Source organism: Halomonas sp. MS1, assembly GCF_024182575.1.
GTDB lineage: Bacteria > Pseudomonadota > Gammaproteobacteria > Pseudomonadales > Halomonadaceae > Vreelandella.
The window spans coordinates 431,156-457,274 of record NZ_CP098926.1 but is presented as its reverse complement, the minus strand read 5'-3'; the positions used below and the strand labels follow the sequence as shown (position 1 = coordinate 457,274).

The following is a 26,119-nucleotide window of genomic DNA, read 5'->3' as shown; positions in this document are numbered from 1 at the left end:
AACCCGCATGATGAAATTGGATCGTTATGATTTAAAAATTCTCGATATTCTCTCTCGGGATGGACGAATCACTAAGTCGAAGCTGGCGGAAGCCATCAACCTCTCGGTGAGTCCCTGCTGGGAGCGAGTTAAACGTCTGGAAAATGCGGGCGTTATCGAAGGATATACTGCGCGCATTAATGCCGATGTATTAGTGCCGCGCAACGCCGTATGGGTGCAGATCGAGCTCAAACAGCACAATGCTGAAAGCTTTTCCCGCTTTGAAGCATTAGTCATGCAAACGCCAGACGCCACAGAGTGCGTGGCGGTAGGTGGCGGTGTGGATTATCTGGTGAAGTTTGAAGTGTTTTCCATCGACAGTTATCAACGCTTGATCGATAGTTGGTTGGTCTCGGACGTGGGAATAGAGCGTTATTTCACCTATATCGTGACCAAATCGGTTAAGCGGACCGAACCAGGTATTGGATCAAACGACTTTTTGTAATGTTGGTCTATGTAAATCGATCTATCTAAATCGAATTTAACAATTTATCCAGGTATTTGATCAACGCTATTTCAGCGTTTCATTGGCTTAACATGAAAATTAATGCCACTCACCACTAGCTTAGTGAAAGACATCCATAGAAGTTAATTTGCTAAGCGGAAACAGTCAGATCGCCTGACGCAGAGAGAAGCTAATGTCATATTTCACCATTGCCGGTGTTCAAATGCATGCCCTGCACCATGGCGACAATACCGAGGCTATGCGCCATCGGATCGATGCGCTAATGAATCGTTTTCCTCAGGTTCAAATGGTGCTGTTCAGCGAATTAATGCCGATGGGAGCTTCACCGCTCCACGCTCAAACGTTGCCCAGCGATACCGAAGCATTTTTTTGCCAATTGGCTGCGCAACACCGCATCTGGTTAATTCCGGGATCAATGTTCGAGCAAGTCGGCGAGCATACTTACAATACCTTGGTAGTGATTAACCCTCTGGGCCAAGTTGTAACGCGTTATCGTAAGATGTTTCCGTTCCGACCTTACGAAGCTGGCGTCGAGGGCGGCAGTGAATTTGTGGTCTTCGATGTGCCAACGATAGGCCGCTTTGGCGTTTCTATTTGTTATGACATGTGGTTTCCCGAAACGACTCGTACCCTGGCTTCAATGGGGGCCGAAGTCATTCTCCACCCCACGATGACGGATACCATTGACCGAGATATTGAGCTGTCAATTGCCCGCACCAATGCGGCGATCAACCAGTGTTACTTCTTCGATATCAATGGCGCTGGCGCGTTGGGGAATGGCCGCTCTATCGTCGTTGGTCCCTCTGGCGACGTGATCCATCAAGCGGGTATTGGTGAAGAAGTCATACCCATCGAAATTGACCTCAACCGCGTCCGCCGCGAGCGCGAAACAGGGTTGCGCGGTTTGGGCCAGCCACTGAAAAGTTTCCGTGACCGTGAAGTCGATTTTTCGCTATACCGTAGCGAAAACGGATCTTCCCCTTTCCTTGACACCTTAGGACCACTTGCTAAACCTGTACGTACCGACCAAGACATTTTTTAGGAGCCTATGTGGCTTGACCCATCATCACAAGAAGAATGGATTTCGCGCCAAGCTGGATGATCAATTTAGGCGAATATCGCGATATTTAGCGAAACTCCTAGGCAGCACTAGTTCAACACGGCCTTCAGTACGTGTCATACAAGGAGCGAAAACAATGAATAAAATAACGTCCATTGCAGATGTCCGTAGATATTTTCTAAACAATAAAGAGCCGGTTTACTTTATTTCTGCGACGAACTTCAATCTTCTGGGTATCGGTGATTGGGTAGGTAGCTTCCGTCACATTAACTATATTGACTGCTTTGAAGGCAAGCAGCGTAATGTCTTCGTGCCTAAACAGAAGTTTCCCCGCGACTTCGAGAGCATTGAAGATATTAATAACTATCTGCTTGAGCACAAAGAAGTCATTGATTTCATTCAATCACGAGCCAATGGCGAAAGCGCTGGGGTGGCAGCGTTTTTAATGTTCGATGAGCACACCGAAGAAATTTGTGAGCAGTTGGGCCTGCGGGTTGCCTTCCCTCCCGCCGAACTGCGCAAGCGGATGGATAATAAAATTGAGACGGTGCGTATCGGCAATAAAGCGGGCGTGCCCAGCGTGCCCAACGTGCTGGCCAGGGTAGGCAGTTATCAGGAGCTTCTAGAGGTCAGCGAGTCGCTCGGTAACGATTTAGTGGTACAGACCGCGTTTGGCGATTCTGGTCATACCACCTTCTTTATTGCCAGTGAAGAAGACTATTACAAGCATGCTGAAGAGATCGAAGCCGAACCCGAGGTCAAGATCATGAAGCGCATCAACTGTCGCGGCTCGGCGATAGAAGCTTGTGCCACGCGTTGCGGTACGGTCGTTGGCCCGTTGATGACAGAGCTTGTAGGCTTCAAGTCCTTGACTCCTTATAAGGGCGGTTGGTGTGGCAACGAAATGTTCGCCGGCGCCTTTAGTCAGGAAGTGCGTGATTTAGCGCGCGAGTACACCTTTAAGTTTGGTGAGGCACTGCGCGAAGAGGGTTATCGAGGCTATTTTGAACTCGATTTCCTGATTGATATGGATACCCATGAAGTGTATCTGGGTGAACTTAACCCCCGTGTGACAGGAGCAAGCTCTCTGACGAATGTGGCGGCTTTTGCTCATTCTGATATTCCACTGTTCCTGTTTCACCTGCTTGAATTTTCGGATGTCGATTTTGACCTGGACATCAATGATATCAATGAGCGTTGGGCGCACCCTGAAAGTGTCGACAGCTGGAGCCAGCTGGTTATCAAGCATACCGATGAAAGCGTTGACCTGTTAACGGAAGCGCCTACTACCGGCGTATGGCGCATGAATGCTCAGGGCGAAATTGCTTATGATCATTATAGCTATCACCCCCACGCGGCAGAGAACGAGCATGAAGCCTTTTTTCTGCGCATTAGTGGCGCAGGAGACTTCCGGTATGAAGGGGCCGACCTGGGTATTTTGATCACCCGGGGGCGGCTAATGGATGATGACTTCCAACTGAATGAGCGTGCCAAGGCTTGGATAGACGGCATCCGTGGTCAGTACACCGGACAGGCGTTGCAAGACCCAGTGGTGGAGGAAGTTGCCGTCAGCCATGCTATCGGCGGTGGCAACTTCAAAATTCTTTAATCATGGACAGCAACTTTGTTGCAGGCCGAGCGCCTGGTGTGGAGCTGGACAAAGCCTTGACGTTTCGCACCGTGCATGAAGAGGTGGCGGGGCCAAAATGGCAGTCGTTGTTCCATTACCACTGGCCTGCCTATGAGCCCTGGTATCTGGCCGAAGGTGAGCGTGAGCGTCCCTCTTATCTGGAGTGTCATAACGCCTTACGCAAGCACATGCCCGAATTGCTGGCGACTTACCGCACGCTGTGTGAAGTAGCCGGTGGAGGGGATCTTTCGTCACGGCTACTGAGTTTGTATCGTCCGCCGCCGTATATTACCGGTTGCTCACAGGCGGTACTAGCAAGGCCGACGTCAACTGTGCTGGCACGCAACTATGATTACCCACCGGAGTTGTGCGAGGGCTCCATTCTCTACACCCGCTGGAATCAACGCCGTGTTATCGCCATGTCTGATTGCCTGTGGGGCGTGCTAGACGGGATGAACGATTCTGGGCTTGCTGTTTCTCTGGCCTTTGGTGGGCGCAAGGTGGTGGGGGATGGCTTTGGTGCGCCGGTTATTCTTCGCTACATTCTCGAATTTTGCGATACCGTGCCCGAAGCTGCTGCGGTACTTGCGAGAGTGCCTACCCATATGGCCTACAACATTACCGTGGCAGATGCTTCAGGGCGTTATGTCACGGCGATGATTGCACCGGATCGCCGCGCCAGCATTCGGCGGGTGGCGGTGGCTACCAATCATCAAAAGAAAATCGAATGGTATGCCCATGCGCTGGCCTCCGAAACCTTGATTCGCGAGCGTCAGCTCTCGATTCTGGTGGACGATGACGCCACCACTGAAGAGCGACTAATTTCGGCTTTTTCCGCTCCCCCTTTGTTTCGCCATGACTATCGGCGTGGCCTGGGCACAGTGTATACCGCGGTATATCGCACCAAGGAAAGGCTTACCCAGTTTCGCTGGCCCGGTAGAGTATTAGATTTGAACTTCGATGTGTTTCCAGAAGAGCAAATTACCGTGCGCTATGGCTCCCGCGGGCTGTCCGGCTGATTTAGTACTGTTGCTGAGGCAAGTGTCTTGTCCAGATAAATACCTAAAAAGGATGGGTGTCGTCATGCAAGAGAATAATCCAACCGAAACTTCCTACACCGCCCTGGGTTTTTATCACAAAATTTCCCAACTTCGTGCTGATACCTGGAATGAGCTTAAACGTGATTTGGGTATTTTGACGCGCCTTAAAGAAGAGGATCGCGCCAAAAACTTGATTAAAGCTATCGACATCAAGTTGACACGCTTAGAGATTATTGAGGACTACCACGCATTTCCATCTAAAGAGGATTTTCGCCACCTTTGGACGCTATTTAATCGCGGTGAATATGCGCTGTTAGATAAAGTCGTTAAGCGTTTGGTAAGGGCGTTGATCAGTGAGTCCTATCGTCGACGGCATGTAGATCTTTCTGAGACGGATGCGGGTGCTGAAGACATGGAGGCTTTGGACGCCCTTAATCAACTTCGCCGCGGACACCCGGCTTCCAATAGCTCGGCGCAACCTTACTTTGAACTGCTGATCGTAGATAATCTTTCTAATCAGGAAGAAGATGTGGTGCGTGAAGCATTTCATAACATGCGCCGACCTGAAGATCGCTTTGTTTACGATGTTGTAACGGTAAAAAGCTTTGAAGATGCGTTGATTGCCATATTGGTGAATCCTAATATACAAGCATGTCTGATTCGCTACGAGTTTCCGTATAAGTCCAAGTATAACCTCAGTGCTTTGCGTAATTATCTGGAAGGTCTCTCAGAAAATGAGTTGGAGCACCATAGCGAAGCTGATCGCAGTATCCTGCTGAGTTCGATGATTCATGAGTTGCGCCCGGAAATTGATCAATTTCTGGTGACGAGCGGTGATGTTGAAGCTACGGCAAGTCGAGATATTAAGCACTTCAACCGTATCTTCTACCGCGAAACGGATTACATCGAGCAGCATCATACGATTTTACGCGCCATTGATAATCGCTATCGCACACCGTTTTTTGATGCTCTGCGTGAATACAGTAGGAAGCCCACAGGGGTGTTTCATGCCATGCCCATTTCCAGGGGTAAGTCGGTGACTCGGTCCCACTGGGCAGGGCACATGATCGACTTCTACGGCATTAATATTTTTCTGGCCGAAACATCCGCAACATCGGGGGGGCTAGACTCGCTGTTACAACCGTTTGGGCCAATCAAAAAGGCACAAGAGTACGCTGCCCGCGCCTTTGGAGCTCGTCGTAGCTTCTTTGTGACTAATGGTACGTCCACTGCCAATAAAATTGTGGTGCAGGCGCTGATTAAGCCGCGAGACATTGTGTTGATCGATCGTGACTGTCACAAGTCGCATCATTACGGCATGGTGCTAGCTGGGGCACATGTCAGTTATTTAGACTCCTATCCGCTTGATGATTATTCCATGTACGGTGCGGTGCCGCTGCATGAAATCAAGAAAACGCTGCTGTCCTACAAGCGTTCCGGACAATTGCACAAAGTTAAGATGTTGTTGCTGACCAACTGCACCTTCGATGGCATCGTCTATAACGTGCGCCGAGTGATGGAAGAGTGCTTAGCGATTAAACCAGATCTGGTTTTTCTTTGGGATGAAGCATGGTTTGCCTTCGCTGGTTTTAACCCGACGTATCGGCCACGTACCGCTATGAACACGGCACGTACGTTGCGGGATCGTTACCGCAGTGAGAGTTATCGGGAAGAGTATGCGGCTTGGAAAGCCGAGTTCGATAAGCTCGATCCAGAAGATGACGCTACATGGCTTGACCAGCGACTGATGCCCGACCCAGACGAGGTGCGCATTCGCACCTATGCAACCCATTCAACCCATAAAACGCTGACCTCGTTACGCCAAGGCTCCATGATTCACGTGTGGGATCAGGATTTTCGCCAGAAAGTGGAGGCTTCTTTCCATGAAGCCTACATGACTCATACCTCCACCTCGCCTAATTATCAGATTGTGGCATCGCTGGATGTGGGAAGAATGCAGGCGGAAATGGAAGGTTTCGAACTGGTACATGCCCAGGTAGAGACAGCGCTTTCGCTTCGCGAACAGCTCTACACCCACCCATTACTGCAGAAATATTTCCGCGTATTAAAAAATAGCGACATGGTGCCTGAAGCCTACCGCGAGTCGGGTGTAGAGTCCTATTACGACCCGGTGACAGGGTGGAATAAGATGGAGGAAGCCTGGGCGCGAGACGAGTTTGTGGTTGACCCTACCCGTGTCACGATTGCCATCGGTAATACGGGCGTTGACGGCGATACCTTTAAGAATGAATACCTGATGAATAAGTACGGGGTTCAGATCAACAAGACATCTCGCAACACCGTACTGTTTATGACCAATATCGGCACGACACGGGGCTCTATTGCCTACTTGTTGGATGTGCTGATCAAGTTGGCGAAAGAGTTCGAATATCGCTTGGAAGACAGTAGCCGCCCTGAGCGCAAAATCATCGAGAATCAGGTGCATTCGCTGAATCATGATTTGCCGCCACTACCTGACTTCAGTCGTTTCCACGACGCCTTCCGGCCGAATCCTGATACGCCCCAGGGTGATATTCGTTGTGCTTACTTTCTGAGTTACGACGAAGAGAATACTGAGTACTTACGCTTCGATAATGGCAAGTTGCAGTCGCAAATGCGTGCTGGACGCGATGTTGTATCGGCAAGTTTTGTCATCCCTTATCCGCCAGGATTTCCGGTATTAGTGCCAGGGCAGGTCATCAGCGAAGAAATTTTAGCCTTTCTGCAGGCGCTGGATGTCACTGAGATCCATGGCTATCGGCCGGAGTTAGGGCTAGTGGTGTTTACTGAGGAGGCTTTGATTAACCCCGCCGCAGGTTAAATGCAGCAGATTAAATAGAGGCGCTGCCAAAAAAAATCACTATAAAGCATGCTTTCACAAAAAAAGCGCCGGAATTATCCGGCGCTTTCAAAAACACTTCGTGCGGTATCTCCCTTACGCTAGACACACTGAAACAGCCCATCGAAACGTTGGGCTGTAGATCGATTTTTTAGCAACATTTTCTGTGCAACGGTTTGTCGCCAGCGATTGGCTTCACCGTCACTGGCTGCAACCTGGGGAGGTGCCCATGACCACACTATCGACCACGCTCACTAAGCGCTTGGAAGATCCGCGTCTGTTCCGTCAGTACGCCTACGTAGACGGTAAATGGACCCATGGTGACGGCGGCCGCGAAGAAGCGGTGTATGACCCGGCGACCAATGAAGCCATTGGCCACATTCCCTTGCTGGAAGCTGAGCAAATTACCGCTGCCGTAGATGCTGCTGAAACTGCCTTTGTACAGTGGCGTGCCCTACGCGCTGACGAGCGCTGCGAGCGCTTGCTGGCTTGGTATGATTTGATTCAAGCCAATCGTGAAGACTTGGCCACCATCATGACGCTGGAGCAGGGCAAGCCGCTGCCGGATGCCCGTGGCGAAGTAGAGTACGGTGCCAGTTTCGTGCGTTGGTTCGCTGAAGAGGGGAAACGCACCTACGGTGAAACCATTCCCAGCCATATTCCCAATGCATCACTGGGCACCATTAAAGAGCCGGTAGGCATTGCGGCGATGATTACGCCGTGGAACTTCCCGCTGGCCATGATTACCCGCAAGGCTGCAGCGGCGTTGGCCGCTGGATGTCCGGTGATCATCAAGCCTGCCAATGAAACGCCGTTCTCGGCGCTGGCGCTGGCGGAGCTTGCCGAGCGGGCAGGTATTCCGGAAGGTATTTTTAACGTCGTGCTGGGCGATCCTGCAGAAGTCTCTAAAATTTTGTGCAGCGAGCCGCGTATCCGAGCGCTCTCTTTCACGGGTTCTACCCGTGTTGGCCGCTTGTTGATTGAACAGAGCGCAAATACGGTTAAACGGCTATCGCTGGAGTTAGGTGGCAACGCGCCGTTTATCGTTGGGCCGGATATGGATCCCAAAGAGGCAGCTTATGCTGCAGTCTCGGCCAAGTTTCAAACGGCCGGGCAAGATTGCCTAGCCGCTAACCGCATTTTGGTTCACGAATCTATCCACGATGAGTTCGTTGAGCAATTTACCGAGCGCATGGCGGCACTTACCGTGGGTAACGGTTTGCATGGAGAGGTTGATTTGGGCCCGCTGATTCATCGCCAGGCCGTCGAAAAAGCAGCATCGATTGTTGATGATGCGATTTCCAAAGGTGCCACGATGATTGCTGGTGACCAGAGCCAAGCACCGGGCGATAACTTCTTTATGCCAGTGCTGTTGACCAACGTAACACCGCAAATGAAAGTCTGGCGTGAAGAGAACTTTGCCCCGGTGGCCGGTATTACCGCTTATAGTACCGATGACGAAGTTATTGAAATGGCCAATGACACCGAATACGGCTTAGCGGCCTATATCTACACCCATGATATTCGCCGCATCTGGAAGCTAATGCGGGCGTTGGAGTACGGCATGGTTAGCGTCAACTCCGTGAAAATGACTGGCCCACCGGTTCCTTTTGGTGGCGTGAAACAGTCCGGCCTTGGCCGTGAAGGCGGCGCTACCGGTATCGATGAGTATTTAGAAACGAAGTACTACTGCCTTGGGGCATTAGGTTCAGTATCGGGAAGTTGATATCCAATCGGTTTTATTAATTTAAGCAACCTCCCCACACGGTGGGGAGGGACTGTATAGAGAGAACGTTATGAGCTTGCATCAGGATCTGATCGAACGCGACCGTAAAGTCACTTTTCACGCCTCTACGCACCTGCGCGACTTCGCCCACGGCGATTTGCCAGGTCGTGTTATCACTGGCGGTAAAGGTATTAATATCGTAGATAAAGATGGCCGTGAGTTTATCGACGGCTTTGCGGGCCTTTACTGCGTCAATATCGGCTATGGCCGCACTGAAGTTGCTGAAGCGATCTATAAGCAAGCGCTAGAGCTTTCTTATTACCACACCTATGTAGGCCACTCGAACGAACCGCAGATTGAACTTTCTGAGCGTATTCTGAAAATCGCTGGCATGAACATGTCCAAGGTGTATTACGGCATGTCAGGCTCTGATGCGAATGAAACACAGCTCAAAATAGTGCGTTACTACAACAACGTGCTGGGGCGCCCGCAGAAGAAAAAAGTGATCTCGCGTATGCGTGGTTACCACGGTTCCGGCATCGCCTCTGGTTCACTAACCGGTCTTAAAGCGTTCCACGACCATTTTGACCTGCCAATCGACACCATTCGCCACACTGAAGCGCCGCACTACTATCTGCGCGCGGCAGAACAGCACGGTATGACAGAACTTGAGTTTTCTGCCTACTGTGCCGAGAAATTAGAGGCAATGATTCTGGAAGAAGGCCCCGACACCGTCGCAGCATTTATCGGTGAGCCGGTGCTGGGTACCGGTGGTATCGTACCGCCGCCAGAAGGCTATTGGGATGCGATTCAAGCAGTGCTGAACAAGTATGACGTGCTATTGATAGCCGACGAAGTCGTGTGTGGCTTTGGCCGTACCGGCTCGGACTTCGGTAGCCACCACTACAACATGAAGCCTGATTTGGTCACCATTGCGAAAGGGCTAACCAGCGCGTACCAGCCGCTTTCTGGCGTGATTGTTGGCGACAAAGTATGGAAAGTGCTTGAGCAGGGTACTGGTGAGTTTGGTCCCATCGGCCATGGCTGGACCTATTCAGGTCACGCACTAGGCTGTGCCGCTGGTCTTGCCAATTTGGATATTATCGAGCGCGAAAACCTAGTGGGTAACTCTGCTGAAACTGGCGGCTACTTCCAGCAGCAGCTCAAGGCCACCTTTGAAGGTCACCCGTTGCTTGGCGACGTACGCGGTGTTGGCCTAATGGCCGCTCTAGAGTTCTCACCAGACGCCAAACAGCGCCTGCATTTCGACCCGGCGTTGAAAGTTGGTCCGCGTGTTGCAGCAGCGGCAATGGAAGAAAACCTGATCGCCCGTGCGATGCCTCAAGGCGATATTCTAGGCTTTGCACCGCCACTGACCATTAACCGTGGTGAAGTTGACGAAATGATTGGTCGCGCCAAGCGTGCCATTGATCGCGTGACGGATGAGCTGGTGCGTTCCGGTGATCTTAAAACCGGTGAGCAAGAAGCCGCCTTTACGATTTAATAGCGCTTAACGCTCCCCAAACGCCGCTGCCTATATCGCAGCGGCGTTTTTGTTTTTGAGGAGGGCAGCTATGCTAAATGCATGAGATCACCTATCTCCCACCATTATCCGACCCATCAGGTTAGGAGTTATCATGCAACCGGTACTTGCTTTTGATGTATACGGCACGCTCATTGATACCCAAGGGGTAACGGTTGAGCTGGAACGCCGCCTAAGTGACGCCGCCAAAGCTGGGGATTTTGCTAAGCGCTGGCGGGAAAAACAGCTGGAATACAGCTTTCGCCATGGTTTGATGGGAGCCTATGTGCCGTTTTCGGAGTGCATCCGGGAGGCATTACTGTTCACTGATCGTGCGATGCAAAGCGGTCTTTCTGATAACGACCATGACCACTTAATGGCGGTTTATGCGGAGTTACCTGCATTCCCAGATGTGCTGCCTGCCCTAGATCAACTACGTGATGCTGGAATTCGCTGCGTGGCGTTTTCTAACGGCACTCAAGAAGCTGTCACTAAGCTACTGGCCCGCGCAGGTGTGGAAAACCACATGGATGCGGTGGTGAGTGTTGATGACGTTAAGCGCTTCAAGCCTGATCCTGCGGTATACGCCTACTTACGCGCACGTTTAGAAGCACGCCCAGAACATACCTGGCTGATTTCTAGCAATCCTTTTGATGTGATTGGAGCAACGCATGCAGGTTTACATAGCGCCTGGGTGCGCCGTCACCCTGATGCGCCGTTCGATCCCTGGGGAGGAGAGCCGGATATGACAGTGCCAGATTTGGAAATGCTGGCTGAACGAATGAGCCGTTAGGTTGTTAACCCACACCGACAAGCCGCATAATGATGCCAACTTAACCGCTTAGGATATGACCATGTCGGAAAAAATTTACTGTATCGCCAGCTTTAAGCCCAAAGCGGGAAAAGAAGAAGCGGTATTTAAAGCGCTGCAGTCTTTAGAGCCAAACACCCATCGCGAAGATGCTTGTATTCACTACACTGTGACTCGGCAAATCGACAACCCGTTTGCCCAGGGCACCAGCTACCCGATCGTGTTTCATGAAATCTGGGCCAGCCGAGAAGAGTTTGAAGCCCACTGTCAGCGCAAAGAGATACAAGATTTTTTCGCTAAGCACGTCGAGTCACCCGACGGCGATATTGAAGATGCCAACGTGTGTGTTTATACCGACGAGCCGTGGAATTTCGACGCTCCCAAGGTGTGAAAAGCGGTAACGGTGTAGAATAAGTAAGCGTTGTACCTAGATGACGGAGCCAACATGACTGAAAAGAAAATGAACGTCGAAAGCTTTAACTTGGATCATACCAAGGTAAAAGCACCTTACGTGCGTTTGGCCGATATTAAAGAAGGCCAAAATGGCGACCGTATCCACAAGTATGATCTGCGTATTTGCCAGCCCAACAAAGAGCACATGGAGATGCCTGCGCTGCACTCCCTGGAGCATCTGATGGCTGAAATGTCGCGTAATCACACCGATAAAGTGGTTGATATCAGCCCGATGGGTTGCCAAACCGGTTTTTATATCGCGATGATTAACCACGACGATTATGACGGCGTGCTAAGCATTATCGAGCAAACGCTCAACGATGTGCTGACTGCCACGGAAGTACCCGCCTGTAATGAGATGCAGTGCGGCTGGGCCGCCAGTCACAGCCTGGAAGGTGCCCAAGCGCTAGCCAAAGGCTTGCTGGCTAAGCGCAGTGAGTGGACTGACGTATTTGCTTAAGCAGTAAATGAAAGCATGCAATATCAGCAATACGCCTCCTTTATGGGGGCGTTTTAGTGTTGGGTCATTAACCATTGGAAAACGCCCAATAACGTTAAGCATGGGGAAAGGTATAAACATCACTGCTCTATCAATCGAGCAGTGATGTTTAAGCGATTTAAAATACGACGGTTTGATTTAATCAGATTATTGCGTGGCTGAAAAATTCTCAGCAGCTGCTGCTAGTACGGCTAACGCTGACTCGGCGTCTTCAAACCCAAGACCTTCCATACCACCGTCAGGGCCTTTGTAATTCGCGAACCAGATATCAACAATCTGGCTAACACCAGGGAACTCACTATCGAGTTGCTGCATGCTTTCAATATGGGCAAACGGTGAATCCTGGGTAAGTACTGCCACCAGTTTGTCGTCTTGCTCGCCGTCGTCTAACATTTTTAAAACGCCAATAACACGTACATCAACGACTTCACCGCGCGGTAACGCTTGGCCTAAGACGATCACATCGAGTGGGTCACCGTCACCGCCTAGTTCTTTGGGCAGGGCAGTACCCGGGATGGCGCCATAATTGCCGGGATAACCCAGGTAATTTACAACGCGCGGCTCGCCGTCTTTATACTCCCAATAAACCGCATTCGGGTCCTCTTTGCTAACTTCCCATTTGGCAGACGTGCCTGTGGGTATTTCGATAATGGCGTTGGCATAACCGTTGCTATTAATGGCATCCATCGCCATTAAATCGTCATCACCGGCAATGGTGAAATCATCTTTTAGGGTCATGTCTGAGGTATAGGGCGTTGTGTCAGAAAAGGCTAGATTGCCTAATGACTCAGCATACGCCGTCGACGTTAACATCGAGATGCTTATTACACCTGCCAGCAGTAGTTTGTTATCCATGACCATTCCCGTAAGCGATTTAATTCGATAAATCCTATCAGGGGGGAGTGACGAATTAGTGACAGGGGTAAGTCGATCAAGCGGGGTCTATCGTTAGCAATAGCCGCTTTTGACCTGTCTCCAAAGAGGGGCTGCGGTGCACTAAGCCATGCTCTTCACAGCCCTCCCAGCCGCTGCCTTTTAGCAACGCGATATCACCGGCATGCAACCGCTGAATAGCGCTTGGGTCGCTGATAATCTCTGGGCGATCAGGCGTTGGGGCACCCAGCCCCGCGCGATTAAGCGCATTTTCAGGTAACCATTCGCTACCCGGGCCGACATAGGTGGTCACTAAACGTACCGGCAAGTTGTCGCAGTGAAAACGTGGGCACATCGCCGCTGTTAATAAGCGTAGACGAATGCCCACGGTATCGGTATCAAACAGGAATGCGATGGCTTCAGCAACGGTTGCGATATCGTCAACCAACGCATCTCCTGCTGAGGGCTCTGGGAGCTTGCGACGCAAGTCATTTTTAAAGTCATCTGTCGGGCTGCCAAGCCATGCGTACTGCCAGTCTCGCGATGTCTGGCTCTGTGCGTTTGCGCTAAGCGCCACATCGGCGGGCAGAGCGCGGTGCAGAATAGCGATGTTAATCTGCTCTTCAAATATACGCGGAAGCACGCTGATGTCGGTATCCAGTGCGGCGTGTTGTGGTAGTCGCCAAGAGACTGCTTGATGAGAGTGTGGGGTTGGCATGTAGGTCTCCTGTTACGTTTAGCAGTGCATTAGGATTGAGAAAGGTTAGGTCGCAGAGCTTTATTTGTTATGTTATAACGTTTTTATCAAAAGGAGTCTAACCATTGCAACCCGATATCACTCAGTCAGTAACTGCCAGAACAGACAGTGGCGCTGAATTCCCAGATGCAAAAAAAACTGAGGAGGCTCTGCTGTTGGCCTCATCAGAGGACGAGTACATGAATGCCGCGCAGCTTGCGTTTTTTCGTCGGCGGCTTTTAAACGAACTTGCGGAGCTTGAAGCGCATTTAAGCGAGGTGAAAACGGCTATCGCCTCTCATGAGAGAGATAGCGACGAGGCTGATCAGGCCTCGTTTGAGGAGGAGCTACGGTTGTCACTTCGCCAAGCAGATCGCGAAAGTCGGTTGATCACTAATATCGATGCAGCCTTACAGCGCATCGAAAATGGCGAATACGGCTTCTGTGAAGAAACTGGCGAGCCAATTGGTCTTCAACGGCTACTTTTTCGTCCCACGGCAAAGCTTTGCATTGAGGCAAAGGAGCGCCAGGAGCGTAAAGAGCACCATTTCCGCAAGGCACGGGGGGAGTGATGCAGTTCTCCACGCTGACACCGGTTAACGTACTGACCGGTTTTTTAGGGAGCGGTAAGACAACGTTACTCAATCGCTGGGTACGCCAAGCGTCAATGCAAAACACGCTGATCGTAATTAATGAGTTTGGTGATATTGGACTAGATCATCAACTGATTACCCAGAGTGATGAGCAAGCGGTGGTGGAGATGAGCAGCGGCTGTTTGTGCTGCACATTGAGGGGAGACTTAAGCCGTACGCTAAAGCAGGCTATTGATTCGCTGTTGGCAGAGGGAAAACCAGCACCTTCCCGTGTTGTGATTGAAACCACAGGACTGGCCGATCCCGCCCCTATTTTACAGCTGTTAATGACCGATCATTGGCTTGCCCACCGTTTCCAGTTGGATAGCGTGGTGTGCTGTGTTGATGCCGCGAACGGTGAGGCAACGCTGCAGGCGCATCGTGAGTCACAGCGCCAGATTGCGATAGCTGACCGATTACTCATCACCAAAACTGACCTGGTCGACGAAGTTCGCCTAACACCACTGGCTAACCAACTGGCGTCCATCAATCCCGCCGCAGAGCAGTGGCAGGTGGTGAACGGTAATCTTTCGCCCGAGTTGTTGGTAGGCGCAGGGCTTTTTCGTCGGGATTCTCAACGATACCAGGTAGAGCAGTGGCTGAAGTCAGCACGTTACAGCGTTATCCATGCTGAAGATGTTAAGCACGAGGAGAAGCAGCAGGGCGACAGTAGCGCTGCTTTTGTGCAGCCCACTAGCCAGCCAACGTTGACTCGCCATGGGGAGAATATCAATGCGTTTTGTTTTTGCGTTGAGGAATTAATTACCCCAGACGCTTTGGAAAACTGGCTGGATCTATTGATGTCGTTGATGGGCGAGAAAATGCTACGCATTAAAGCGATTGTGCACCTTACCGATCGTGATGAACCGCTCGCGCTGCACGGCGTCCAGCACATTTTCCACCCGCCGACGCCTCTGCCGATGCAGTGTGTTAATGACCGCATTTCTCGGTTTGTCTTCATTACTCAAAATGTCGCGCCTGCCACTGTGGCGCAGCTTTATCGTTATTTCACACCCTTTAACTCATCAACGAACGAGGCAATTTAATGACGGCTTTTACTTTACCCGATATTGCCCAACAACCTGCCCGTTTACCGGGCACGCTTTCCTGGGTTGGTATGGAAGGCGTGGCGCTGCCAGTAAGGCTGGCGGGGAGCCAAGTAAACGCTAATGTGTCAGCGGGCGTTAGCCTTGAAGAAGCCGGTGCTCGCGGTATCCACATGTCACGGCTGTATACCGCATTGGATGCATTAGAGCACCAGGCGCTAACGCCCACGTTACTTCATCGTGTTCTTGCGGCTTTTTTGGAGAGTCACCACGCATTATCAGAAAACGCTTACCTAACGTTCAGTGGGGAGGCATTACTTAAACGTGACGCGCTGATCAGCCCTTTGTCAGGTTGGAAAGGCTATCCGTTTACACTGCACAGCCAGCTCACACCGTCAGGTTTCAAGGTGGAGCTAGACGTATCCGTTGGTTACTCCTCAACTTGCCCCTGCTCAGCGGCATTAGCAAGACAGCTAATTCAGCAAGCGTTTGCGGAAGATTTTGAAGAGATTCCCTTAACCAAGCAGGCCGTACTCGCGTGGCTAGGCAGCGAGGAAGGGGTACTCGCCACTCCACATAGTCAGCGCAGTGTTGCCCACTGTTCCATACGGCTGGCAGGAAACGATGACATACCGCTTGCCGACCTTATTGAGCGTATTGAGAACGCCCTGGGGACAGCGTTACAGACAGCTGTTAAACGTATTGATGAGCAGGCATTTGCGCTCGCCAATGGTCAGAATCTGATGTTCTGTGAAGATGCCGCCAAACGTCTGGATGGAGCGCTTAGAAAGATGGCTGATATTTCAGGGTTCCAGCTAAAGGTAGTTCACGCAGAAAGTTTACATGCCCACGATGCAGTGGCGAGAAGTGAGTGGCAGTGGTGATAAATATTGTTTGCTGGCTGTAAGAGAATAAACATGTGTTTATGCATTGACACCAAGCAGTCGTGGCCTTATATACGATGCATCATCCATCACTATGAGCTCCCATGTTCCTTCTTATCACGATTGCTACCCTTTCAATCGCGTTCTCTTTTCTGTGCTCTATTCTTGAAGCAGCATTGCTGTCTATTACGCCGAGCTATATCGCCAAGCAAAAAGAAGATAATCCCAAGCTTCATGTAGCGCTGACGAAGCTAAAAACCAATATTGATCGGCCGTTGGCCGCGATCTTAACGCTTAACACCATTGCGCATACTGTCGGTGCAACGGCAGTGGGGGCGCAGGCCGCGGTCGTGTTTGGCGAAGCCTCTATTGCCATTGTGTCTGCCGTCATGACCATGCTGATTTTAATTCTTTCTGAAATCATTCCCAAAACGATTGGTGCTACCTATTGGCGAGGTCTATCACCGGTGTTGCCACGGTTACTGAACCCAATGATCATTGGGTTGCTGCCGTTTATCTGGATGTCTGAACAGATTACGCGCCGCTTAGGAAAGTCGGAGCATGATGTTGACTTGCGCGATGAAATTAAAGTGTTGGCGCGGGTAGGTTTAGAAGAGCAAGTGTTGGATGCGGATGAGTCACGCACCATTATTAACATGCTGAATTTGCATGAAATTGCGGTCAATAAAGCGATGACGCCCCGTACTGTCTGTGAAACGGTATTGCCTAACATGACGGTCAAGGAGTTTGACGAGCAGTATGGCAAAATGCCATTCACGCGTTTCCCTGTGATGGATAACGGTGAGCAGGCATTTGGTTATGTGCACAAGGCCGATATGTATCACGCCGATGATGCCAAAACCATGCGTGAACTGATGCACCCAATTGGTAGTGTCGAAGTATCGAACAATGTCGAGCAGGTGTTTACATCAATGTTGAAGGATCACCTGCACATGCGGGTGGTTTATGATGAACACGGCACCTTTGTGGGCCTTATCACCCTAGAAGACATCATTGAGACGATATTAGGTCAAGATATTGTCGATGAAACCGACAGTGTGGCGAACTTGCGCCACTATGCAAAACAGCGCTGGGTAAAGCGCATCAAGCGGGAAGAGAAAGACGCCACGTCGCTGGATTGAGCATAGCAAATGTTTCACTGCTATAGCGCGAAACGTTCTATAGTGAAGGCGTTGAAAGTCATATAAGGTATTAAGGTCACTTGACCCTAATGAGGAGGAACGATGTCATTACGTATCAATGCGGTAGTGCCTGATTTCGAAGCAGAAACTAGCCAAGGCCCGATTCATTTTCACGACTGGATCGGCGATAGCTGGGCGATCCTCTTTTCTCACCCTAAAGATTTCACGCCGGTCTGCACCACAGAGTTCGGCGCAGTGGCAACGCTGAGCCCCGAATGGGAAAAGCGCGGCACCAAAGTCATTGGCGTTTCTGTGGATGGCGTTGAAGACCACAAACGCTGGGCAAGCGATATCGAGAAAGTTTGCGGCAATAAGGTTGGCTTCCCCATTATTGCCGATGAAGGCCTAAAGGTTTCCAAACTGTTCGATATGCTGCCAGAAGATGCTTATCTGCCAGATGGCCGCACCCCCGCCGATAGCGCAACGGTACGCTCGGTGTTCATTATCGGGCCGGATAAGCAGTTGAAGCTATCGATGACCTACCCGATGACGGTAGGCCGTAATTTCGCAGAAATTCTGCGTGCGCTGGATGCACTGCAAGCCACGGCAAAACATGGCGTTGCAACGCCTGCTGACTGGACAGTTGGTCAGGACGTTATTATTCCGCCGAGCGTGTCTGATGAAGATGCCAAGCAGAAGTTCGGTGAATTTGACGCTGTTCTGCCGTACCTGCGTAAAACGAAATTGCGCTAAGTAAGTTAACGCTACCTCGTTTTAAGACTAAAAAACTCGCCATAAACATGGCGAGTTTTTTTCTTATCAAGGTGCTAAAGAGAGAGTCGTTCGATAGAGTGAGAAACATTCTGCGCGCCTTGCAAAATTTCGCTCACAATTGACTCTATTTCTTTAACACTCGTTTGACTGCTTTCACCTTGCTTGACCACTTGCTGCATTGCCTGGGTGGTGCGGGCGACAAGTGCATTATTTTCTTTTAGAACTCGAGTGATTTCGCTCACCGCTTCACTTGATCCTTTGGCTAATTGGCGTACCTCATTTGCTACTACAGCAAATCCACGGCCCTGTTCACCTGCTCTTGCTGCTTCTACCGCGGCATTTAATGAAAGCAAGTTTGTTTGGCTGGCAATTTGCGCGATTGATGCAGTAATTTTGTTAATCTGTTCCGCTTGTTGGTTTAGTGCAGTGATTAGTTGCTGTGCTTCGTTGAGCGTATGGGCAGCATGTTGTGAGTCAGAAAGCACCGTTTGCAAGTGGGTTAACCCATTTTGAGCAATTCGCTCGGTTTGGCTAGACGATGCTTGAGCGCTGCTTACTGTGGCTTTAGCCGCTTCAGTTGCCAGCATTGCTTGAGTAATATCGGTAGCAAACTTAACGACCTTTACCACCTTACCCTCGTCATCAAAGATAGGGTTATAAGTAGCTTCCAGCCAAACGGCGCCTCCTTTGGCATTTAGGCGTAAGAACTTACCCTGCTTATACTCCCCTTGGCTTAAGCGTTGCCAGAAATCTGAGTGTTCTCGGTAAAAATCGTTATCGCAGAACAGTCGATGATGTTCGCCACGAAGTTTGTGCAGAGGATAACCCATTACTTGTTCAAAATTAGTATTGGCATCCAGAATAAAGCCGTCAGTTGTGAATTCAATGACTGCCATTGAGCTATTTAGGGCTTGAAGAATGAAACGTTCGCTAGCGGCGTTTTGGTGCTCTTTAGTCACGTCAGTGGCTACTTTTAAAATCTGTACAACGTTGCCACGACGGTTCTTGATCGGTAAATAGGTGGCCTCAAGCCATACCTCTTCGCCAAGTGCATTCATGCGCCGAAAACGCCCCTGCTGGCTTACACCTGCTGCAAGTGATTTCCAAAAATCATCATATTGACGGTTAGACGTTTCTTCAGGAAAACAAAAAATACGGTGATGCTGCCCCTTAATGTCAGCTAATAAGTACCCCATAGAGGCTAAAAACGGCTCACTAGCCTCTTGGATAATGCCTTCCGATGAAAAATAGATACACGCAGTATGTTGGGTTAGGGCGCTACGTAAGGCGTCAGAAGCGAAATATGCGAGCATTGGTAGTCCCTTAAATCTAGTCTGTTGTCACCGAGAATAGGGTGATAGTAGATCAGATCTTAATAAAAGGCACTCTGTTTGTAATGGTTTTGTATAAATAAATGGTATGCTAGCCTTGTTTGACTATTGGGGACATGTAGGGGGAGTGCTAAGGCTAGAAAAGCCTAGTTGGGTAAACCACGCGGTGGCGTTGCCGCCTGTATTATCACCATCACTCATTAAGGCGATACCGTTGACTTGGCTAGGAGCACTGCCAAAAAGAGCTTGGTAGTCAGCACGGACATCGCGTACTTCTGCCACCCATTCCCCAACCGCGCTATTGCCACTTTGCAGTGCCATCAGTTGTGCTCGGTCAGTAAAGGCATTTGGCCACGAGGCACCCTGAGGTCGGGTAGAGGACCAGACATAGTTAACCGATTCGACCTGCCAGGGAAGAATCCCCGTCTTGCGAGCCACGTAAACCCGTGCTGGATAGTCATCGCCCGCTTTCGCTGTCTCATCAACGCCCGGATAGATTGAGTCTACTTGCCAGCACCAGTGAAGATAGGGCGTTTCATTTAAATTAATATCGCGTTCCAGGTAGCGTGCAGAGGCCTGGCCCTGAGCATTGGCTTCAAGCACTCGTTGGCCTGATTTCTCAACAATGGAATAGCGTGTTTCGCCTTCGAAGCTTCGGGTAGGCCAGGTCATGATTTGGTTAGGTGTAAAGCGTATCTCTTGCCCGCTAGCGGTTGTAAATAATAACGGGCTAAAAAATAGGCTAGCTAGTGCTGTTCCTTTGATGGGAAAAGCACTAGCGAGGCTCATAACGACCACCGCTTTCTGTCGATTTTTTTGGTACAGCAGGGTGGTGCTCACCTATTTTGTGAAGCAGGTCAAATTGTCGGCTACAGGCGCGGCAGGCGCTGCACATAGAGAGATGTATGCGTAGTGCAGTACGTTCGCGAAAAGTGAGTGCTCTATCTTGCTTAAGTGACATCAAACGCGTTGCTTCACGGCACATTAGCATCTTTATTGGCTCCTACTGAGTCCAGCCGTTATCCAAGCACGCTCTTAACCTTAACCGTGCTCGGTGTAAGATAACCCAGCAGTTAGTTTCTGTTATGTCGAGTTCCTTACAAATATCCTGTGTCGATAATCCCATCAGCTCTCGTAAGGTAAATACCCGCGCGATACTGTCGGGTAGTGCTATTAAACAGGCATCGAACACTTGCCAGAAGCGCTGGTTCTCTAAAATATGCTCAGGTTCTCCCCAGTCGTGCGGGCGGGCGCTGGCCTGCCAATGCCCATTTGATTTGAATAGCCGGTCTAACGTGTCCTCGTCGATTGAGTCATTTAGCGGCTGCCAGCGCCCCTGTTTTTTCTGCTGGCGCAGATGGTCAAGTATCTTAAATTTCAAGATGCCAAATACCCAGGTTTCAAATTCTGAGCGCCCTTCAAATGAACTGGTTTTTTCAAACGCGGTGAGCAACGTTTCCTGAACGGCATCTTCAGCGGCAGCACTCTCCCTAAGCTGCAAGCGTGCAAATGCAAGCAGACGGGGGCGCATATGACTGAAGTGTTCGGCAGCTTGCTGTGAGGAGATAGGCAATGTGAGCTTCCCTAAGCTAAGAAAAGTCAGGCTTAAAGCTCAAGGATCCCATCACCGCGTAAGATGCGGTGCGGTGACGGGAGAAGCACCTAAACAGTTAAGCGGTTAAGTGCTCTACGAGCGCTTGGGCAAATGTATCGGTTGTGCCGGTGCCGCCCATGTCGGGTGTCACCATATCGCGGCGTGTCTCCAGCACCGCGCGAATTCCGTGACGAATCGCGTCGCCTTTTTCGTTCATGCCTAAGTGATCAAGCATTTGGGCGGCTGCTAACAGCAGGGCGCAAGGGTTGGCGATTTTTTGTCCGGCAATATCCGGTGCAGAACCGTGAACTGCTTCAAAAATAGCAGCCTTTTCGCCGATATTAGCACCGGGCGCCAAGCCTAATCCGCCCACTAGCCCCGCACATAGGTCAGAAAGAATATCGCCAAACAGGTTGGTGGTGACAACGACATCGAACTGGTGCGGATTCATCACTAGCTGCATGCAGGCGTTATCTACAATCATTTCCTGGAATTCGATCTCGGGATACTCTTTGGCGACTTCCCGAGCGACATCCAAAAACAGGCCAGAGCTGGTTTTAATGATGTTAGCTTTATGTACAGCGGTGACTTTTTTACGGCCGTTATTTTTTGCTAGCTCAAACGCATAGCGCACAATGCGTTCGGAACCCTGGCGGGTTACCTTGATGACTGAAATGCCGGTATTGCCATCGTCAATCATCTCTTGGCCATCAGAGAGGTAGGCACCTTCGGTGTTTTCCCGCACGGTAATCATATCGATATCGTTGTAACGCGAACGCGTACCGGGGAAGCTAATCGCCGGGCGCACGTTGGCGTATAAGTCAAAATGACGACGCAGCTGCACGTTGATGGAGGAGAAACCTTTGCCAATAGGGGTGGTCAGCGGGCCTTTCAGAGCAATACCGTACTTCTCGATGGCATCAAGCGATTCTTGAGGAATCAGCGTACCGTGTTTTTCAAGCGCCGCCAGGCCAGCATCGATAAACTCATAATTCAGGCCGCACTCCAGCGCATCAAGTACGCGCAGGGTGGCATCCATAATTTCGGGGCCGATACCGTCGCCTTTAATCACCGCAATTGACTGACTCATCATCTATTTCTCCTCTTTGGCGGGCATATTCGGCACGTGACTATGTGTGCCGCTTCAACATAAAACGTTGGCAATTGTCATCGTTTCTGGTGGCGCAATGGTACGCCACAATCAGTCGCGAGGTCACCCTGCCTAAGTAGAGGTGGGGGCGTATCAGCGCGTATCACAGTGTGGGCTACCAGAGTGGCGTGAGATGCAATGCGGCTGTGATGCTGTTAGAATGCTGCGCTTTGTCGCACCTTGCTTATTGCAACCGTACAGAATATTACTTATGACTGCATTTACTCACATCTTTTCTGGGCTGATGACTCCGCCCTAAGTAATTCCCTCCTTTATATAAGCGCGTGACGCCTATCGCGTTATGTCGGCGCTTGTGCATCCTATGGCCGTTCATTGGCTATTGATGCTGCCCCGTATCTTCGTGATGCAGCACTGTTTTGACAACCTATTCGCTTAATTGCGCGTTCTCGTTTCACCTCGGTGTGGCGGTAGTGCGTAGTGTTTCACCTTCAACTATGGACTCCCTGAATGGCACTTTTCAGTAAGCAAGAGTGGTTCTCTAACATCAAAGGCGACACGCTCTCAGGCATCGTTGTTGCCCTAGCGCTAATTCCTGAAGCGATTGCATTTTCGATTATTGCGGGCGTTGACCCCAAAGTGGGCCTATACGCCTCGTTTTGTATCGCGGTAGTGATCGCCTTTACTGGTGGTCGCCCGGGTATGATTTCAGCAGCTACCGGTGCGATGGCGCTACTGATGGTTACCTTAGTTCGCGAACATGGCCTGGAGTACTTACTAGCGGCCACGCTATTGACTGGGGTATTACAGATTATCGCAGGCTACTTAAAACTTGCAGAGCTGATGCGTTTTGTATCCCGTTCGGTGGTCACCGGGTTCGTGAATGCGCTAGCGATATTAATCTTCATGGCGCAACTGCCCGAGTTAACTAATGTGACGTGGCATGTGTATGCCATGACGCTAGCAGGCTTAGGCATTATCTATCTCTTCCCGTACTTGCCGGCGATTGGAAAGTCGGTTCCTTCTCCTCTGGTATGCATCGTGGTGCTTACCGGGGTGTATATGGTAAGCGGCATGGATATACGCACGGTAGGTGATATGGGCGAACTGCCCGATACACTGCCAATGTTCTTATGGCCTAGCGTGCCGCTTAATTTAGAAACGCTAATGATCATTTTTCCCTACGCCATCATGCTGGCGGTGGTGGGCCTTCTGGAATCTATGATGACAGCCACCATTGTTGATGACTTAACGGATACACCCAGCGATAAAAACCGTGAGTGTAAAGGTCAGGGTATCGCTAATATCGGATCGGGTTTACTGGGCGGTATGGCAGGCTGTGCAATGATTGGTCAGTCAGTCATCAACATAAAATCCGGTGGCCGGACTCGACTCTCAACGCTTATCGCTGGTGTTGTTCTGTTGTTGATGGTGGTCTTTCTCGCTGATTGGGTCTCGCAGATTCCTATGGCAGCGCTGGTAGCGGTGATGATTATGGTATCGATTGGCACCTTTAGCTGGGAGTCGATTCGCGACCTTAAAAAACATCCGGTGAGTACCAATATCGTTATGCTAGCCACAGTAGCGGTGACTGTTGGGACGCACAATTTAGCGATTGGTGTCTTTGTCGGTGTACTGCTGGCGGCGATGTTCTTTGCTAATAAAGTTGGCAACATCCTGTATATCGGCTCGAAAGAAGTAGAGCCCGGTAAAGAGCGTGAATACCAAGTAGTTGGCCAAGTGTTCTTTGCCTCTTCTGAGCGTTTTATTGCGGCCTTCGATCTTAAAGAGAGCATCGATAAGGTCACCATCAACCTTTCCCGTGCCCACTTCTGGGATATTACCGCTGTTCAGGCCCTGGACCGCGTGGTGATTAAGTTCCGTCGTGAAGGTACTGAGGTGGAGCTGGTGGGCTTGAGTGAGGCCAGTGCCACCGTGGTAGATCGTTACGCGGTACACAACGACCCTGAAGCAGTTGAAAAGCTAATGGGCGGCCACTAACCACCGCAAGGAGAGCGATATGACTGAACACGTACTCGCCGCGATTGATGGCTCCCAGTATGCAGAAAGCGTCTGTGACTACGCCGCTTGGGCAAGCTTGGCATTAAATGCGCCGCTTAGCTTTGTGCATGTGGTGGATAATCATTCTGATGTGCCAGCAGAGCAAAATTTGTCGGGTAACCTAAGATTTGGTGCCCGCGAGCGCTTGATGAAAGAGCTTTCTGAGCTTGATGAACAGCGCGCTAAGGTAAACCGTGAACAAGGCAAGCTTATGCTGGAAGCTGCCAAGGCACGGGCAGTAGAAGATGGAGTCGCTGATCCCATTATTCGCCAGCTTAACGGCACGCTGGTCGAAACCTTGGTAGAGCTAGAGAAAGACATACGTTTGTTGGTGGTAGGCAAGCGTGGTGAAACCGCTCACCACGCCAGCGGCCACCTAGGTTCTAACCTTGAGCGTGTGGTGCGTGAAATGCATCGCCCAATGCTCATGGTGCCCAAAGCCTTTAAGCAACCTGAAAAGGTACTGATTGCGTTTGACGGTAGCAAAACTGCCCGTAAAGGGGTGGAAATGCTGGCGCGTTCGCCGTTATTTACCGGTGCCGAATGCCATGTGCTAATTGTGGGTGCTGAAACCGCCGAGCATCGCAGCGAGCTTGATTGGGCGTTGACGACGCTACGCGATGCCGGCCACCAAGCCGAAGGCGCCATCCGTTCCGGTGAGGTAGACGACACCTTGCAAGCGTACGAGCAGGAGCATGCGATCGACCTTCTAGTGATGGGCGCTTATGGCCACTCGCGTATTCGCCACTTGCTGGTCGGCAGTACCACCACAGCGATGTTACGCGGTAGCCGAATTCCGGTACTGATATTGCGTTAATCAATACGTACGCTTTAACGCCGGTCACCACGCTAAGGGGCCGGCGTTTTTTATAGCTGGCTCGGAATTAGCTTGCCGGGCACCCAGCGTATCAACGCTATCATGCCAAATAACTCCACTAGCGATTGAAAAACAATAACGACTACCGCGGCTTGCCAGCCATTGGGCAGGGTAAGCGCAATGGGCAGCATGACAAACGAATTGCGCGTGCCAAAACTAAAGGCAAGTGTTCGGGCGCTGGTAAGCGGTAGTTTGAATAGACTGCCTAACGCTTTACCCAACAACCCAGCGATGACTAAAAAGCCGATAAAGATAAACACAACCTGCCACAGCACATGGCTAAGCCCTAGCACGCTATTCACCTGCGACGCGGCAATGATGAACACCACCAGTGCTAGCAGCGGCACTGGTAAATAAATGAGGCAGCCCACAGAGCGTTTGATAGCTGAAGATCGCTTGGCGGCAAGTTCTGTCAGCCATGCCAAACTCAAGGGCAGCAGGATCAGTCCAGCAAATGCGCTGAGAAGGTTGGTAGAAAAGGTTAACTGAAACCACTCTCCGCCTAAAAATAGCCACAGATAAACGGGCAATGCGGCCATTTGGATGAGCAGCAGCAGTGGCGTTGCCGCAACAGCCCGGGCGGCATCGCCTTTGCCTAAGTGCGTGAAGGTAATAAACCAGTCTGTGCAGGGCATCAGTAGCACTAGCAAAACACCCGCCATTACCGGTGGGGGAAGTGGTAGCCCCATTACTAAAAGACCTAGCACCAACACCCCCAGTAGCGCAGGAATGATAATGAAGTTGCCAATCAGCAGCGCTGCCATAAAGCGTTTATCGGTAACGCTTTGCTTGATATGTAATAGCGGTATTTGGGTAAAAGTGGCGTAGAGCAGTATGCCAAGTAGCGGCCATAACAGCTGTTCAAGTGATGACGCTAGTAAGGGAGCTATCAGACCTAATGTAAGCCCTAAGCAGATAAACCCTAGGTAAAACCAGGACTGCTGTCGCTCTAACTGCTCGCGCATAAAATACCTAT

Annotated in this window: 25 protein-coding genes; 17 read left to right on the top strand and 8 right to left on the bottom strand. The window is 50.7% G+C overall.

Annotated features, from left to right (window positions below; all coding sequences use genetic code 11):
- Positions 1-7 precede the first annotated feature (7 nt).
- The 10 genes from NF683_RS02265 to NF683_RS02220 all read left to right on the top strand — a co-directional run bounded on the left by NF683_RS02265 (position 8) and on the right by NF683_RS02220 (position 12,046).
- Complete coding sequence (locus NF683_RS02265) at positions 8-484, top strand: Lrp/AsnC family transcriptional regulator (RefSeq protein ID WP_089039665.1); 477 nt, start codon at positions 8-10, stop codon at positions 482-484.
- A gap of 193 nt (positions 485-677) precedes the next feature.
- The gene (locus tag NF683_RS02260) at positions 678-1,547 is read left to right on the top strand and encodes a carbon-nitrogen hydrolase family protein (protein WP_038477761.1); all 870 of its coding nucleotides are present in this window, start codon (positions 678-680) and stop codon (positions 1,545-1,547) included.
- Between the two features lie 154 nt (positions 1,548-1,701).
- The gene (locus NF683_RS02255) at positions 1,702-3,174 is read left to right on the top strand and encodes a biotin carboxylase (RefSeq protein WP_089039663.1); all 1,473 of its coding nucleotides are present in this window, start codon (positions 1,702-1,704) and stop codon (positions 3,172-3,174) included.
- Between the two features lie 56 nt (positions 3,175-3,230).
- A complete protein-coding gene (locus tag NF683_RS02250; protein ID WP_232471389.1) occupies positions 3,231-4,214 on the top strand; it encodes a C45 family autoproteolytic acyltransferase/hydolase in 984 nt (327 codons plus the stop codon).
- A 64-nt stretch (positions 4,215-4,278) separates the two neighbouring features.
- The gene (locus NF683_RS02245; protein ID WP_193061781.1) at positions 4,279-7,056 is read left to right on the top strand and encodes an aminotransferase class I/II-fold pyridoxal phosphate-dependent enzyme; all 2,778 of its coding nucleotides are present in this window, start codon (positions 4,279-4,281) and stop codon (positions 7,054-7,056) included.
- Between the two features lie 247 nt (positions 7,057-7,303).
- Positions 7,304-8,800: an NAD-dependent succinate-semialdehyde dehydrogenase gene (locus NF683_RS02240; protein WP_038477754.1), complete on the top strand. Its 1,497-nt coding sequence runs from the start codon at positions 7,304-7,306 to the stop codon at positions 8,798-8,800.
- Between the two features lie 70 nt (positions 8,801-8,870).
- Positions 8,871-10,304, top strand: a complete 1,434-nt coding sequence (locus tag NF683_RS02235) for an aspartate aminotransferase family protein (protein WP_193085667.1) — start codon at positions 8,871-8,873, stop codon at positions 10,302-10,304.
- A gap of 133 nt (positions 10,305-10,437) precedes the next feature.
- On the top strand, positions 10,438-11,115 hold the full coding sequence (locus tag NF683_RS02230; protein ID WP_253921168.1) for a haloacid dehalogenase type II: 678 nt from the start codon (positions 10,438-10,440) through the stop codon (positions 11,113-11,115).
- Positions 11,116-11,176: 61 nt separating this feature from the next.
- A complete protein-coding gene (locus NF683_RS02225) occupies positions 11,177-11,524 on the top strand; it encodes a putative quinol monooxygenase (protein WP_009721375.1) in 348 nt (115 codons plus the stop codon).
- Positions 11,525-11,578: 54 nt separating this feature from the next.
- On the top strand, positions 11,579-12,046 hold the full coding sequence (locus tag NF683_RS02220) for an S-ribosylhomocysteine lyase (RefSeq protein ID WP_089039658.1): 468 nt from the start codon (positions 11,579-11,581) through the stop codon (positions 12,044-12,046).
- A gap of 186 nt (positions 12,047-12,232) precedes the next feature.
- Here the strand turns inward: NF683_RS02220 and NF683_RS02215 are convergent, their stop codons facing one another.
- Both NF683_RS02215 and NF683_RS02210 read right to left on the bottom strand, forming a co-directional pair.
- Positions 12,233-12,940, bottom strand: a complete 708-nt coding sequence (locus NF683_RS02215; RefSeq protein WP_253921167.1) for an inorganic diphosphatase — start codon at positions 12,938-12,940, stop codon at positions 12,233-12,235.
- A 76-nt stretch (positions 12,941-13,016) separates the two neighbouring features.
- Positions 13,017-13,676 (bottom strand): DUF1826 domain-containing protein, encoded by a 660-nt coding sequence (locus NF683_RS02210; RefSeq protein ID WP_253921166.1) that lies wholly within the window; start codon positions 13,674-13,676, stop codon positions 13,017-13,019.
- Positions 13,677-13,780: 104 nt separating this feature from the next.
- On the opposite strand from NF683_RS02210, the gene dksA reads away from it, so the two are divergent.
- The 5 genes from dksA to NF683_RS02185 all read left to right on the top strand — a co-directional run bounded on the left by dksA (position 13,781) and on the right by NF683_RS02185 (position 18,151).
- Entirely contained in the window at positions 13,781-14,266 is a 486-nt protein-coding gene (gene dksA, locus NF683_RS02205; RefSeq protein WP_253921165.1) for an RNA polymerase-binding protein DksA, read from the top strand.
- Entirely contained in the window at positions 14,266-15,372 is a 1,107-nt protein-coding gene (locus NF683_RS02200) for a CobW family GTP-binding protein (RefSeq protein ID WP_253921164.1), read from the top strand. The genes dksA and NF683_RS02200 overlap by 1 nt, the downstream gene beginning before the upstream one ends.
- Positions 15,372-16,256 (top strand): GTP cyclohydrolase FolE2, encoded by an 885-nt coding sequence (folE2, locus tag NF683_RS02195; RefSeq protein WP_089039653.1) that lies wholly within the window; start codon positions 15,372-15,374, stop codon positions 16,254-16,256. The genes NF683_RS02200 and folE2 overlap by 1 nt, the downstream gene beginning before the upstream one ends.
- Before the next feature lie 104 nt (positions 16,257-16,360).
- Entirely contained in the window at positions 16,361-17,398 is a 1,038-nt protein-coding gene (locus NF683_RS02190) for a CNNM domain-containing protein (protein ID WP_253921163.1), read from the top strand.
- A 102-nt stretch (positions 17,399-17,500) separates the two neighbouring features.
- Positions 17,501-18,151: a peroxiredoxin gene (locus tag NF683_RS02185; protein ID WP_095604014.1), complete on the top strand. Its 651-nt coding sequence runs from the start codon at positions 17,501-17,503 to the stop codon at positions 18,149-18,151.
- 74 nt (positions 18,152-18,225) lie between these two features.
- Here the strand turns inward: NF683_RS02185 and NF683_RS02180 are convergent, their stop codons facing one another.
- From NF683_RS02180 to NF683_RS02160, 5 genes are all read right to left on the bottom strand, one after another.
- A complete protein-coding gene (locus NF683_RS02180; RefSeq protein ID WP_253921162.1) occupies positions 18,226-19,485 on the bottom strand; it encodes a methyl-accepting chemotaxis protein in 1,260 nt (419 codons plus the stop codon).
- Positions 19,486-19,608: 123 nt separating this feature from the next.
- The gene (locus tag NF683_RS02175; RefSeq protein ID WP_253921161.1) at positions 19,609-20,292 is read right to left on the bottom strand and encodes a DUF3047 domain-containing protein; all 684 of its coding nucleotides are present in this window, start codon (positions 20,290-20,292) and stop codon (positions 19,609-19,611) included.
- Entirely contained in the window at positions 20,279-20,488 is a 210-nt protein-coding gene (locus NF683_RS02170) for a zf-HC2 domain-containing protein (RefSeq protein ID WP_226912896.1), read from the bottom strand. Before NF683_RS02170 ends, NF683_RS02175 begins: the two co-directional genes overlap by 14 nt.
- Positions 20,489-20,506: 18 nt before the next feature.
- Entirely contained in the window at positions 20,507-21,076 is a 570-nt protein-coding gene (locus tag NF683_RS02165) for a sigma-70 family RNA polymerase sigma factor (RefSeq protein ID WP_089039648.1), read from the bottom strand.
- Positions 21,077-21,173: 97 nt separating this feature from the next.
- Entirely contained in the window at positions 21,174-22,187 is a 1,014-nt protein-coding gene (locus NF683_RS02160) for an isocitrate dehydrogenase (protein ID WP_125750946.1), read from the bottom strand.
- Between the two features lie 528 nt (positions 22,188-22,715).
- Between NF683_RS02160 and NF683_RS02155 the strand changes: the two genes are divergently transcribed.
- Both NF683_RS02155 and NF683_RS02150 read left to right on the top strand, forming a co-directional pair.
- Positions 22,716-24,206, top strand: coding sequence for a SulP family inorganic anion transporter (locus NF683_RS02155; RefSeq protein ID WP_089039647.1), 1,491 nt, complete (start codon positions 22,716-22,718; stop codon positions 24,204-24,206).
- Positions 24,207-24,225: 19 nt separating this feature from the next.
- Positions 24,226-25,083, top strand: coding sequence for a universal stress protein (locus NF683_RS02150; RefSeq protein WP_193061770.1), 858 nt, complete (start codon positions 24,226-24,228; stop codon positions 25,081-25,083).
- A gap of 50 nt (positions 25,084-25,133) precedes the next feature.
- Here the strand turns inward: NF683_RS02150 and NF683_RS02145 are convergent, their stop codons facing one another.
- Positions 25,134-26,108, bottom strand: coding sequence for an arsenic resistance protein (locus NF683_RS02145; protein ID WP_253921160.1), 975 nt, complete (start codon positions 26,106-26,108; stop codon positions 25,134-25,136).
- Positions 26,109-26,119: the final 11 nt, after the last annotated feature.